Origin of the sequence: Novosphingobium sp. G106 (assembly GCF_019075875.1) — a bacterium.
GTDB lineage: Bacteria > Pseudomonadota > Alphaproteobacteria > Sphingomonadales > Sphingomonadaceae > Novosphingobium.
In genome coordinates, this window is record NZ_JAHOOZ010000001.1 from 3,005,650 (window position 1) to 3,018,308 (window position 12,659).

At 67.7% G+C, this 12,659-nt stretch carries 11 protein-coding genes; 6 read left to right on the top strand and 5 right to left on the bottom strand.

The features are described 5' to 3' along the window. Window positions 1-11: 11 nt before the first annotated feature. Window positions 12-293, bottom strand: coding sequence for a chemotaxis protein CheW (locus KRR38_RS36135; protein WP_254514803.1), 282 nt, complete (start codon window positions 291-293; stop codon window positions 12-14). Continuing rightward, window positions 290-2,638, bottom strand: a complete 2,349-nt coding sequence (locus tag KRR38_RS14295; RefSeq protein ID WP_217402539.1) for a chemotaxis protein CheA — start codon at window positions 2,636-2,638, stop codon at window positions 290-292. The genes KRR38_RS36135 and KRR38_RS14295 overlap by 4 nt, the downstream gene beginning before the upstream one ends. A 154-nt stretch (window positions 2,639-2,792) precedes the next feature. Here KRR38_RS14295 and KRR38_RS36140 point away from each other — a divergent pair, with 154 nt between their 5' ends. Next, window positions 2,793-3,143 (top strand): hypothetical protein, encoded by a 351-nt coding sequence (locus tag KRR38_RS36140; protein ID WP_309141052.1) that lies wholly within the window; start codon window positions 2,793-2,795, stop codon window positions 3,141-3,143. Window positions 3,144-3,276: 133 nt separating this feature from the next. Next, on the top strand, window positions 3,277-3,630 hold the full coding sequence (locus KRR38_RS14305; RefSeq protein WP_256449603.1) for a response regulator: 354 nt from the start codon (window positions 3,277-3,279) through the stop codon (window positions 3,628-3,630). Window position 3,631: 1 nt separating this feature from the next. Here the strand turns inward: KRR38_RS14305 and KRR38_RS14310 are convergent, their stop codons facing one another. The 3 genes from KRR38_RS14310 to KRR38_RS14320 are packed head-to-tail and all read right to left on the bottom strand — an operon-like array spanning window position 3,632 to window position 9,405. After that, window positions 3,632-5,026, bottom strand: a complete 1,395-nt coding sequence (locus KRR38_RS14310) for an efflux transporter outer membrane subunit (RefSeq protein ID WP_217402545.1) — start codon at window positions 5,024-5,026, stop codon at window positions 3,632-3,634. After that, on the bottom strand, window positions 5,016-6,221 hold the full coding sequence (locus KRR38_RS14315; protein ID WP_217402547.1) for an efflux RND transporter periplasmic adaptor subunit: 1,206 nt from the start codon (window positions 6,219-6,221) through the stop codon (window positions 5,016-5,018). Before KRR38_RS14315 ends, KRR38_RS14310 begins: the two co-directional genes overlap by 11 nt. Beyond that, a complete protein-coding gene (locus KRR38_RS14320) occupies window positions 6,214-9,405 on the bottom strand; it encodes an efflux RND transporter permease subunit (RefSeq protein ID WP_217402549.1) in 3,192 nt (1,063 codons plus the stop codon). The genes KRR38_RS14315 and KRR38_RS14320 overlap by 8 nt, the downstream gene beginning before the upstream one ends. A gap of 253 nt (window positions 9,406-9,658) precedes the next feature. On the opposite strand from KRR38_RS14320, the gene KRR38_RS14325 reads away from it, so the two are divergent. From KRR38_RS14325 to KRR38_RS14340, 4 genes are all read left to right on the top strand, one after another. Next, window positions 9,659-10,567 carry a LysR substrate-binding domain-containing protein gene (locus tag KRR38_RS14325; protein ID WP_217402551.1) on the top strand — a complete coding sequence of 303 codons (909 nt, stop codon included), beginning with the start codon at window positions 9,659-9,661 and terminating at the stop codon, window positions 10,565-10,567. A gap of 76 nt (window positions 10,568-10,643) precedes the next feature. Further along, on the top strand, window positions 10,644-11,591 hold the full coding sequence (locus KRR38_RS14330) for a metallophosphoesterase (protein WP_217402553.1): 948 nt from the start codon (window positions 10,644-10,646) through the stop codon (window positions 11,589-11,591). Between the two features lie 19 nt (window positions 11,592-11,610). Continuing rightward, window positions 11,611-12,024, top strand: coding sequence for a cytochrome c family protein (locus KRR38_RS14335; protein ID WP_217402555.1), 414 nt, complete (start codon window positions 11,611-11,613; stop codon window positions 12,022-12,024). Between the two features lie 21 nt (window positions 12,025-12,045). Continuing rightward, complete coding sequence (locus tag KRR38_RS14340) at window positions 12,046-12,645, top strand: sigma-70 family RNA polymerase sigma factor (RefSeq protein WP_309141053.1); 600 nt, start codon at window positions 12,046-12,048, stop codon at window positions 12,643-12,645. Window positions 12,646-12,659: the final 14 nt, after the last annotated feature.

Consider the following 12,659-nt stretch of genomic DNA (forward strand, 5'->3'; position numbering starts at 1 on the left):
CCTCGGTGACATCATGGACGCCCCCCCAGCAACAGGGCATAGGCATGGCCATCGTGGACCACGACCACGGCCTCGGTGCCCGGATCGCGGTTCGCGCACTGTCCCAAGCCGAGCGCGAATTGCGGGTCGATCACGGTCAGCACGCGGCTGCGCAGCGCGGCCAGGCCCGCCACGTGCAGCGGCGCGCAGGGGACCGGGATCAGCACGTCGATCTCGATCACCGACTGCACTTCGAGCGTGCGCATCGCGACCTTCTGGCCGGCGATCGAGACGATCAGGAGCAGGTCGCTCATCGGGCCGTTCTCCGTGCGGCAGGGCGCAAGGCGGCCTGCAGTCCGGCCTGGTCGTAGCGATAGATGCTGCCGTCCTCGCCGGAGCTTTCGCCGGGGTCGGATCGCAGGCGGATGGTCTGCCGCGCGCTGACAGGGGCGGCGGGTTCGCTCTGCAGCGTGATCGCCAGATCGACCTGTCCGTCGTCGGCATCGACCACGCGGTAGCCGGCCGCCTCGACCATGGGCCGGACAAAATTCTGAATCCAGGGGTCGTCGGAAGGCAGCAGGCAGACCGGCGGCGCGTCGCTGGCGCGGGCTACCGCATGGCGTGCGAACAATGCGTAAGGCGCGACCATCAAGGTCGGCAAGCCGTCGATCAGGACGACGCCTTCGGCATCTCCCGAATCGTTGGCCGCCATGAGCCCCGAGTCGACCTCGCGGACTTCGAGCGCCTCCAGGACGGCATAGCCGATCTCGGACTGGCCGTCGGACAGGCGGAAGAGCTGGAGCCCCTCTTCGGGAAGTGCACAGCCATCGACGCCGGCCAGCGGCACGAGCCGGTCGCCAAGCACGACCAGGCTGCGCCCGCCATCGTTCTCCACCGCGTCGAGGCCAACTTCCTCGAGCCGTTCGACGATGGCCATGGGCATGACCTTGCGCTTGCCGTCGAGGCCGATGAACAGCAGCACCGCGGTCTTGCGCTCCGGCGCGGCGGCCTCGCCGGCATCCACGCGCCGCTCGCTCCGCTCCAGCATGTCGAGCTGAAGCCCGGCCTTGCGGGCGAGCCCGGTCACTTCGAGCAGCAGGATCGGATTGCCGTCGTCGCTCAAGGTCGTCCCGGCATAGAGCCCGGTCGCGATGATCGCCGGCGCCACGGGCTTCACCACCAGTTCGCCGTGCCCGTCGAGCCGGTCGACCGCGAGCGCGAAAAGCTCGCCGCCGGTGAGCCGCATTACGATCAGCGTCCAGTCGTCGCTCTCAACGCCACTGGCCAGGCCCAGAAGTTCGGCCAGGACGAGGCAGGGCAAGCGGCGCTCGCGGATTTTCGCCAGCATGGCGCCGTCGAAGCGCGAAATCTCGACATTGCCGTCGCCGGCGTGGACGATCTCCTCGATCGAGGACCGCGGCACGGCGAAGTGCTGATCGCTGATCGTGACGGTCAGTGCCGGAATGATCGTCAGGGTCAGCGGCACACGCAGCGTGATGCGGGTGCCGCGGCCCAAGGTGCTCTCGATCTCGACCGAGCCGCCGACGCGCTCGATATTGGCACGCACCACGTCCATGCCGACGCCACGGCCGGAGATTGCGGTCACGGCTTCTGCCGTCGACAGGCCCGCCGCGAAAATGAGGTCGGTGCGCTCGCGCTTCGACAGGCGCGCAGCTTCGGCCGTGTCGACGATCCCCGCCGCCAGTGCTTTCTCGACCAGCTTGGCATCGTCGATACCTCGCCCGTCATCGACCACGTCGATCAGGATCTGGTTGCCCGACTGGCGCGCCGAAATGGCCAGCAGCCCGGTCTCGCGCTTGCCGGCAGCCAGACGCACGCCGGGCGCTTCGATACCATGGTCGATCGCGTTGCGGATGATGTGGGTCAGCGGATCGCGGATGATCTCGATCATCTCGCGGTCGAGCTCGACGTCACCGCCGGCGATATCGACCAGGGTCTGCTTGCCGAGTTCGCTCGACAGGTCGCGGACCAGCCTCGGCAGGACCGAGAGCAGGCCTTCGAGGCGCTGCATCCGCGTCCGCGTCATCGCGTCGCGGACATCGGCGATGATCGTCGACAGGCGTTCGAAAGGTTCTTCGACCGCCGCGTCCACGCCGCTCTCGCGCAGGCGACGGGCGAGTTCGTTGCGGGCGAGGACCATGTCCGAGACGCCGCTCATTACCTTGTCGAGCAGTTCCACCGGCAGGCGGATCGACCGCTGGGCTGAGGCCGCCTTGGCCTGATGATCGCCTCCTGCGGCGAGCGGCGCCTGAAGTTCTTCCGCGGGCGCTTCGGCCTGGGGCTTGAGCGCTTCGAGCAGAGCGGTCTCGCTATCTGGAAACTCGACCCCGGCCTCTATCGCGTCCGCCATGTCGCCGATCCGGTCGACGATGGCGAGAATGGCATCGACCAGCCGCGAATCGGCCCGCCGCCGGCCTGCGCGCACATCTTCGAGCACATCCTCGGCCGCATGGCTCAGCGCCTGCAGGCGCGGCAGGTCGAGAAAGCCGCAGTTGCCTTTGACCGTGTGGAAGAAGCGGAAGATGGAGTCGAGCCTGGCCCGGTCGCTCGGGTCTTCCTCCCAGGCAACGAGCTCCCCACCCAATGCCTCGAGCATTTCGCGGGTCTCAGCCAGAAAGTCCTCGAGCAGTTCGTCCATTGCCAGCCCCTAAGATGGGCTGACTATGGAGCCGAAGGATTTAACCAAGCGTTAGAGCGGTCGTGGTCGTGGCGAGGCCAGCGCGGATGGCCCCATTTCCATTTCGTCAAGATTTTCGACCTAGCATCAGTTCCTGCGCGAGGGGGTTGCTCCAGTGATCGAAATCGAAGTTCAGAACGAGACGCACCAGACCCAGACGTGCTTGCGGTTCGCCGCAGTGCCGCGGATGGGCGAAGGCATCAGGCTGATGGAGCCCGATGGCTTCTGGGCGTCCTACGACATCATCGACCTCTGGTACCAGAAGGCCGAATTCGGCGACATCTGGATGCCCTACATCCACGTCAAGATGACCGCGTCCGAGCTGGCCGCCAAGGCCAAGAAGGGCGCGAAACCCAGCGCCACCGACCAGCAGCAGATCGTCGATACGGCCAAGAAGGTCGCCGACATCCTGCAGGCCAGCGGTGGCGAAGTGACGCCCGAGCCCGAGGAGATGCACCATTCTTGACGGTCTGATCAAGCGCACCGGCGGTGCGGCGCGGCGTCCTCTGCGCGAAGCCATCAGCGAGGCGGCCAGCGCGCCCAAGCCGGTCGTCCAGCCCCGGCCCCGCCCGGCCGAACCGGCGCGCGAGCGGCACTGCCTGATCGTCGATGATTCGCGGATGATCCGCAAGTTCGCCCGCGGCATCCTCGAAGGCCTGGGCTACAAGGTGGCCGAGGCCGAGAACGGCGAGGAAGCTCTGCAGCGGTGCAAGGCGGCCATGCCCGACCTCATCCTTCTCGACTGGAACATGCCGGTGATGAGCGGCGTCGAATTCGTCTCGGCCCTGCGCCAGGAACAGGCCAGCCTGCGGCCCAAGGTGGTGTTCTGCACCTCGAATGCCGACAGCGACCATATCCGCAAGGGCATCGAAGCCGGCGCCGACGAATATGTCATCAAGCCGTTCGACCAGCCAACCCTGCAGGGCAAGCTGGCGCGCATCGGCGCGGCCTAGCCTACGAGGTCGACCCGCCGAGCGCCTCCACCAGCGCAACGCTCATCCGCATCCGCTCGACCTGGACGGTCAGGAGCGAGCGCTGTGCATCGAGCGCATCGGTCTGGGCCGTGACGACTTCGAGATAGTCCGATGCGCCGTCGCGATAGCGCGTGAAGGCAAGATCGCTCGTGCGCTCTGCCGCCTGGGCCGCGTCGCGCTGATCGACGATCTGGGTGGCGAGGTGGTTCATCGCGGCGACGCCGTCTTCGACCTGGCGGAACGCGCCGAGCACGGTGCCGCGGTAGTCGGCTGCCATTTCATCGTATTCGCCGCGCGAGAGCTTGACCTGCGCGGTGCGCCGGCCGCCATCGAACAGCGAGAGCACCGCCGACAGCGGCCCGAGGCCCCAGAAAGTGTTGGGCGTGGTCAGCAGGCTGCCTTGCGTGGTCTCCCAGCCGCCCGCGAGACCCAGCGTGATGCTGGGGAAGAAGGCGGCGCGCGCCACGCCGATCCGGGCGTTCGCCGCGAACATGCGGCGCTCGGCGGCCGCCACGTCGGGCCGGCGCTGGAGTAGCTCGGAAGGGGCGCCTGCGGGCACTTGCGGCGCATCGAGCGGCTGGACCCGCGCCGGCACCGAAAAGTCCGAGGCGAGCGCGCCGACCAGCGCCGCCAGTTCGTGCTCGGTCGCCGCGCGCTGGTTGGCGACGTCCGAAATCTGCGAACGGGCGTTGCTGAGCGCGGTGCGCGAGCGGTTGACGTCGATGCCCGATGCAATGCCGCCGTCGTGGCGCGTCGCGGTGAGTTGATAGGCGCGGTCGAAGGCTGCGACCGTGCGATTCAGCAGGTCGGCCTGGGCGTCGAGCCCGCGCAGACGGAAATAGGCATCGGCGACCGAGGCCTGCAGACTGAGCCGAGCCGAAGCGAGGTCGGCCGCGCTCGCCTGGGCATCGGCGCGCGATGCCTTCACGCCGTTGCGGATGCGACCCCAGAGGTCGAGCTCGTAGTCGAGCGTGCCGCCGATACTGAAATCGTTGTAGGTCTGCGGCGTGCCGTTCCCGAGCGGGCGGTTGCCCGACAGCCGTTGACGACCGGCATCGCCCTCGACACCGACTTGCGGGAAGAGATCCGCCGCATCGACACGCGCAGAGGCGCGGGCCTGGTCATAACGCGCCAGCGCCGCGGCCAGCGTCGGGCTGGCCGCCTCGGCGCGGGTCTCGAGATCGTCGAGCACCGGATCGCCGAAGGCCTTCCACCAGGCGCCGCGCGGCAGGCCGTCCATCGGTTCGGCCGCGGTCCAACCGGCGACTTCCTTGTAGGCGGAGGGGACGGCGGTCTTCGGCGGCTGGTAGTCCGGCGCCATCGAGCAGCCGGCAAGCAGAACGGGTATCAGCGCCGCCAGTGGCTTATTTCGCATTCGCCGCTCCCTTGGCGGCCGCGCGCTGCACTTTCACCTGGTCGCCGCTGCGGATCGAGTCGGGCGGGGAATCGATCACGCGGTCGGCCCCGGTGATGCCCGAGACCACGACGGTGCTGCCCTCGTCCCGAACGATCGCAACGGGCTTGACGGTAACGTGATTGTCGGCGCCGACCACCACCGCGGCAGGCCCGTTGTTGCTGTAGAGGATCGCGCTGCCTGGCAGGGTGACGCCGGTCCCCTTGGGGCCGCCACCGGCGAAGCTGACCTGCGCGAAGGCGCCCGGCTTCAGCGCGCCGTCGGGATTGGCCGCCTGGAGCTCGACGAGGACAGCGCCCGACTGCGCATCGACCGCCTGGGCGCTGCGCGTCATCGTCGCGTCGAATGTGCGGCCGGGAAACTCGGGCAGCGTCAGCTTCGCGGCCTGGCCGGGATGGACGCTGGCCGAATAGCCCTGCGGCACGCGGACGTAGATGCGCATGCGCGTGACGTCGGAAACCGTGAACAGCGGCTGCGAGGCGGCCGTGCCCGAAACCACGAGCGCGCCGATCTGCGCCGAACGGCTGGTGACGACGCCCGCGAAAGGCGCGGACAGGCGGGTGAAGCCCTGCAGCGCCTGGAGCCGGCGGACGTTGGCCAGCGAGGCGTTGGACAGCGCCGACTTGGCAGCGAGATCGCCCGACTTCTCGTCGGCTTCCTGCTTCGAGACCGCATCCTTGGCGAGCATCGCGCTCCAGCGCCGCTCGGTCGAGGCGGCCAGGCGCTGGTTGGCGATCGCGGTCTGGTAGTCGGCGCGCGCCTGGGCGAGCTGCTGGTCGACCTCGGGCGCGTCGAGCACGGCGAGGGTCTGGCCGGCCGCGACATGATCGCCGATGTCGACTAGCCAGCGCCGGACATAGCCGTTGGTCCGCGCATAGATCGGCGCGGAGTTGTAGGCCTGGACATTGCCCGGAAGCACGAGGGTGCCGCCGTCCCCGTCCGCAGTTGGGGACAGGACGGACACCGTGGGGACGGCGGCCTGCGCGGAGGTCGCGCGCAGTTGGTTGACCGAATGCGCCCGCATCGCGGCACCGCCGGCGACGACGAGCAAAGCTACGGCAGCGACGCCGATGCCGATGCGCTTGAGCTTGCGGCTGTCCGGGCCAGGCCCGGCGTAGATGTCGTAGGACTCTTCGGGAGGCGAGATGTCATGCATGGCTGGGCTGCAGTTCCGAGGGGCTCGCCGCGGCGCGGGGGCGCCGGTGGGCGAGGCTGAAGACGGTGGGGACGAAGAACAGCGTGGCGATCGTCGCGAAGATCAGTCCGCCGATCACGGCGCGGCCGAGCGGCGCGTTCTGCTCGCCGCCCTCGCCCAGTCCGAGCGCCATCGGCAGCATGCCGATGACCATGGCCAGTGCAGTCATCAGCACCGGGCGGAAGCGGACGCGGCCGGCCTCGATCGCGGCCTGCAAGGCGTCGCCGTGCAGCGCCAGCTGCTCGCGTGCGAAGCTGACCACGAGGATCGAGTTCGCCGTGGCGACGCCCATGCACATGATCGCGCCGGTTAGCGCGGGCACCGACAAGGTCGTGCCCGTGGCGAACAGCATCCAGACGATTCCCGCGAGCGCCGCCGGCAGCGCCGTGATGATGACGAAGGGATCGACCCACGACTGGAAGTTGACGACGATCAGCAGGTAGATGAACAGCACCGCCGCGGCGAGGCCGAAGCCGAGCCCCGAAAAGGCGGTGTTCATCGTCGCATACTGGCCGCGGATGGTGATCGTCGCGCCTTTGGGCTCATGCGCCTTCATCGCCTTGATCACCTCCTGCACCTCGCCGGCGACCGCACCGAGATCGCGGCCTTGCGTCGTCGCATAAACGTCGATCACCGGCGCGAGATTGTAGTGGCTGACCACGGGCACCGTGCTCGACCGTTCGATCGTCGCGAGGCCGCCCAGCGGCTGCACCGGCCCGCCCGATGCGCCCGCGACCGGCACGTTGGCAAGATCGCTCATCGAGCCGACGAGATACTCTGGCGCCTGAGCGACCACCGGATAGGAGACGCCGCTCTTGGGATCGACGAAATAGACCGGCGCGGTCTGGGCCGAGCCCGCCAGCGCGTTGGACAGGTTATTGGTCACGTCGCGCTCGGTGATGCCGTACTGGCCGATGCGCGAACGGTCGACATCGACGTCGAGCTGCGGCGCGCGCGCCGGCTGCTGGATGCGCGCGTCGGCGATGCCGGGAATGCGGCTGATCCGCGCCAGCAGCTCCTGCGCATAGGCGCGCGCCGCGACCGGGTCCTTGGCGGCGATCTGCACGTCGATCGGTGCAGGCGCGCCGAAGTTCAGGATCTGGCTGGTGATGTCGGCGGGCAGGAAGGCGAAGGTCGTGCCGGCGAAGCGCTTGGGCAGTTCCTCACGCAGCTTGGCGACGACCTTTTCGGTGGGATCGTGGCCTTCGCTCAGCTTGATCATCACGTCGCCGTCCTGCGGGCCGATCGTGCCGCTGTTGTTGTAAACGGTGTTGATGCCGCTGTTGGGCAGGCCAATGTTGTCGGTGATCGAGGCCACCTGCCCTGCCGGGGCGATCTCGCGGACGGCGCGGTCGATACGCTCGAAGCGGGCGGAGACATCCTCGACCCGGGCGCCGATCGGCACGCGGACGTGCATGGCGATCTGGCCGGAATCGACGGTCGGAAAGAAATTGCTGCCCAGCATCGGCATCAGCCCGAACGACAGCAGGATCACGGCCATGAAGCCGAGCAGGAAAGGCTTGCGGTTGCTCAGCGCGCGCTGGAGCAGGCCGAGGTAGCCGTCGCGGATACCCTCGAAGCGACGCTCGAAGCCGCGCTGGAACCGGACCAGCGGATTGCGCGACTGCGACGCCCCGGCGAGGTGCTCGTCCTCACCAGGCTTGTGCGGTTCCAGCAGGTACATCGCCAAGGTCGGCACGAGCGTGCGCGACAGGATGAACGAGGCGATCATCGCGAAGATCACCGAAAGCGCCATCGGCACGAATAGATAGCCCGCCACGCCCGGCAGGAAGAACATCGGCACGAAGACGATGCAGATGCAGAGCAGCGAGACGAAGGCCGGGGTGACGATCTGCGCAGCGCCGTCGAGAATGGCCTCGATCACGCCTTTGCCCTGCTCGAGATGCCAGTTGATGTTCTCGATCGTCACCGTCGCATCGTCGACGAGGATGCCGACCGCGAGCGCGAGGCCGCCGAGCGTCATGACGTTGAGCGTCTGCCCGAAGAGTGCCAGCGCGCCGAGAGCGGACAGGATGGCGAGCGGGATCGACAGCGCGATGATCGCGGTCGAGCGCCAGGAGCCGAGAAACAGCAGGATCATCAGCGAGGTCAGCGCCGCGGCGATCAGGCCTTCCTTGGCCACGCCCGCGACCGCCGCCCGCACGAACAGCGACTGGTCGCCGATCGGGATGACCTTCAGCGTCGGCGGCAGGGTCGCGGCGATCTTCGGCAGCGCGTCCTTGACGCCGTTGACGATCGCCAAGGTCGAGGTCGTGCCGCTCTTGAGCACGGTCAGCAGGACCGAGCGGCTGCCGTCCACGTGGACGACGTTGGTCTGCGGGCTGCTGCCGTCGCGGACATGGGCGACATCGCGCATGTAGATCGTCGCGCCGCCGACGACCTTGACCGGCAGGTCGTTGAGCCCTTCGACCGTGGCCGGCGCATTGTTCAGCCGGACGCTGTATTGCGTCGGCCCGATCTTGACGAAGCCGGCGGGATTGATCTGGTTCTGTGCGGCGATGGCATTGCCGATGTCCTGCGGCGTCAGCCCCTTCGACTGCAGCGCCAGCGGATTGAGATCAACCTGGATCTGCCGCTGCTTGCCGCCCGAGGGATAGGGCATGGCCAGGCCCGGAATGGTGACCAGCTGCGGCCGGATCTGGTTCTGCCCGAGATCGAACAGCTGCTGCTCGGACAGTCCCGTGCCCGACAGCGCGAGCTGCACGATCGGCACGGTCGAGGCGTTGTAGTTGATGATCAGCGGCGGCGTCGCGCCGGGCGGCAGGTTGCGCAGGATCGTCTGCGAGATCGAAGTAACCTGCGCCGTCGCCAGGCGGACGTCCGCGTCGGGCTGGAAGTAGATCTTGACGATGCCGATGCCGGGCAGCGACTGGCTCTCGATATGGTCGATGTCATTGACCGTCGTCGTCAGCGTGCGTTCGTACTGGCTGATGATGCGGTTCGACATGTCCTCGGGCGGAAGGCCCGTGTACTGGAAGGCCACCGCCACCACCGGGATGCGGATGTTCGGGAAGATGTCGATCGGCGTGCGCAGCGCCGCGAGGATACCGAGGATCGCGATCAGGATCGCCATCACGATGAACGTGAGCGGCCGACTCAGGGCAATCTTGACGATATCGATCAATTCGCGACTCCCGCAGATCCGCCGGCCGTGGCCGCCGAATTTGTAACGCTCGCCTCTCCACAGCGAAGGTTCCGTGAGCGGGCAGACATTGCTGCCCGGCCAAGGTGTCAGGACCGGATCCGCCTCTAATCACGGCATATGACGGGGCGGCGATCCGTTGCGAAACGCCACCCTTTCACCGCCCATGCGCCGCGGGTTGTGTTGTGTCCAATATCCAATATGGCATGATTGATACGTTTGGAGACATGATCTGATGGACCTGCGCCATCTGCGCTATTTCGTCTACGTCGCCGAAGAGATGCATTTCGGGCGCGCGGCGCAGCGCCTCGGCATCTCCCAGCCGCCGCTGAGCCAGCAGATCCGCGCGCTCGAGGAGGAACTCGGCGTCCAGCTGTTCGAGCGCACCAGCCGGCGGGTGAGCCTCACCGCGGCGGGCCAAGCCCTGCTGCCGCAGGCACGCGAAGCCCTCGCCCAGATGGAACGGGCCGCGGAGGCCGCGCGGCAGGCCCATCGCGGCGAGATCGGGCGGCTGGGCCTGGGCTTCACCGCCTCGGCGCCTTTCGTCCCGCGCGTCGCCGACGCGCTCTACGCGTTCCGCCAGTCGCATCCGCAGGTCGAGTTGGCACTGCAGGAGCTGGGCCGCGACGAGCAGATCACGCGGGTCGAGCATGACGAACTCGACATCGGCATCATCCGCGCCTTCGAGCCGCCACTGCTTCCGGCGGGGATGGGCGCCGAATGCCTGATCGAGGAGGAAATGCTGCTCGCCGTTCGCCAGGATCACCCGCTCGCCCGACGCAACGCCGATCCCGCGATCGCCGATCTCGCGGGGGTTCCGCTTGTGCTCTACGGAACGGCCAACGGCGCGGGCTTCAACGAGCACTTCTTCGCGCTCTGCGAGCAGGCCGGCTTCCGCCCCAGCGTCGCGCTGGAGGTCACCAGCTTCGCCACCTTGCTCGGCCTCGTCGCCGCGGGCTTCGGCCCGACGATCCTGGCGCGGTCGCTCTCGCGGCTGCACGTCGACAACCTCGTGCTGCGCGACTTGGCCGATCCCGTGACCAGCCGGCTCTGGATGATCCACAAGCACAAGCTCTCGCCCATCGCCACAGCTTTCAAGGATACGATAACGCGACTCAGCGGCGGCGCCGAAAGTACCGCCTGAAAAATAATTCCCGGTCCGGGGAATAAAGCGCAGGCCCCCGCAGTCTTTCCGTCAATTCCATCAGGAAAGGCGGGAAATGACCAGCAATCGCAATACCCTCGACCGGCGCGGCGCCTTGCAGTGCCTCGGCTGGGCCGGCACCGGCGCCCTCTTCGCGCTGAGCGGCGGCGTCGCCAGCGCAAAGATGCTCGATCATGCTATCGGCAGCACGGCACCGGGCAAACCGACCGGCGCCAGGCCCTTCACATTCGTGCAGATCAGCGACACGCATATCGGCTTTTCCAAGCCGGCCAATCCCGATCCGATCGCAACGCTGCGGGAGTCGATCGCCAAGATCAAGGCACTCCCTCAGGCGCCCGACCTCGTCGTCCATACCGGCGACGTCACCCACCTCGCCACGCCCGAGCAGTTCGACAAGGCACAGCAGCTGCTGGCCGAGCTCGGCCTGCCGGTCCATGTGATCCCGGGGGAGCACGATCTGGTCGACGGCAACGATCCGCGCCCGTTTCTCCAGCGTTTCGGCAAAGACAGCCGCGGCAACGGCTGGTCGAGCTTCGATGCGGCCGGCGTGCACTTCGTCTCGCTGGTCAACGTCGTCCAGCTCGGCGACATGGGCATGGGAACGCTGGGGGCCGATCAACTCGCCTGGCTCAGCGCCGATCTCGCCGGCGTCTCCAGCTCGACGCCGATCGTGGTCCTGTCGCATTTCCCGCTCTGGGCACTCTACCCCGAATGGGGCTGGGGGACGCAGGACGCGACGGCGGCAATGAAGCTGCTCGCCCGCTTCGGCTCGGTCACCGCACTCAACGGCCACATCCATCAGATCCAGCGCAAAGTGGAAGGCCATGTGTCGTTCCACTCGGCGCGGTCCACCGCCTACCCCCAGCCGGCGCCCGGCGTCGGTGCAGGCCCGGGACCGCTGGTGCTGCCCCCAGAGCAGCTGCGCTCGGCGATCGGCGTGTCGACTTTGACCTTGAACCAAACCGACACGCCGATCGCCATCACCGACGCCGTCCTAGCCTGACTTACGGAAATCCAGCATCATGAACATCATTGCAATCGTCAGCCGGTCGGTAGCGGCCGGTGCGGTGACCGTCGCGCTCTGGACCGCTCTCGCCGGTCCCGGGCACGCGGCCAGCATTCCAGCTCCCGCGGGGCCGCACGGCAACCCCGCGAACGGCGCGCGGCTATACCAGAGCTGCATGGGTTGCCACTCGCTCGATGATAACGACGTCGGCCCGAAGCACCGCGGCGTGGTCGGGCGCAAGGCAGGGATCGTGCCCGGCTATGCCTATTCGGCCGCGCTGAAAAAGTCGGGCATCACCTGGACTCCGTCCCAGCTCGATCGCTGGCTGTCGGGTCCGCAGGCGATGGTGCCGGGCGCCAAGATGTATTTCTCGGTTGCCAATCCACAGAATCGCGCGGACATCATCGCCTATCTCGCGCAGCAGAAATGATCTTCCGATGAAGGCTCGCCCGTGATCTCTCCCCGCCGCTTTGCCATGCCCCGGCTGGCGTTCGGCCGCACCCGTAGTGATGCGGGCGCGGCCGAAGCGGCGGGCGACCGTTTCCGCCGTCTGATCCTGCCGCACCTCGACGCGGCCTATGGCTATGCCCGCTACCTGACACGCGATGCCGCTGTGGCCGAAGACGTCGTGCAGGAGGCCTTTCTTCGCGCCCTTCGCGCGATCGACGGCTGCCGCGACAACGAAAAGTCCTGGCTGCTCGCCATCGTGCGCAACTGCCATCACGACCTGGCGCGCAAGAACGGGCGCTATCGCAGCGCCGACGAGATCGATGCCGAGCCGGTGGACGAGGAGACGCCGCTGACCCAGCTCGAGCGCGCGAGCGACATCGAACAGGTGCGCGGCACGATAGAAGCGTTGCCCGAGCCCTTCCGCGAAGCCCTGGTTTTGCGTGAGCTCGAGGAAATGTCCTACCGCGACATCGCCGCAGTCAGCGGCGCGCCGATCGGCACGGTGATGTCGCGCCTCGCCCGCGGCCGCCAGATGCTGGCCGCAATGCTGATCGGAGATGAAGACGCGGACCAGACCGACAAGGGAGCAATCAGTCGATGAGCGGGTGTGGCGAC

Coding starts and splice junctions, on each gene's coding strand:
- KRR38_RS36135 (WP_254514803.1), bottom strand. CDS start 293: ATGAGCGACCTGCTCCTGATCGTCTCGATCGCCGGCCAGAAGGTCGCG.
- KRR38_RS14295 (WP_217402539.1), bottom strand. CDS start 2,638: ATGGACGAACTGCTCGAGGACTTTCTGGCTGAGACCCGCGAAATGCTC.
- KRR38_RS14310 (WP_217402545.1), bottom strand. CDS start 5,026: ATGCGAAATAAGCCACTGGCGGCGCTGATACCCGTTCTGCTTGCCGGC.
- KRR38_RS14315 (WP_217402547.1), bottom strand. CDS start 6,221: ATGCATGACATCTCGCCTCCCGAAGAGTCCTACGACATCTACGCCGGG.
- KRR38_RS14325 (WP_217402551.1), top strand. CDS start 9,659: ATGGACCTGCGCCATCTGCGCTATTTCGTCTACGTCGCCGAAGAGATG.
- KRR38_RS14330 (WP_217402553.1), top strand. CDS start 10,644: ATGACCAGCAATCGCAATACCCTCGACCGGCGCGGCGCCTTGCAGTGC.
- KRR38_RS14335 (WP_217402555.1), top strand. CDS start 11,611: ATGAACATCATTGCAATCGTCAGCCGGTCGGTAGCGGCCGGTGCGGTG.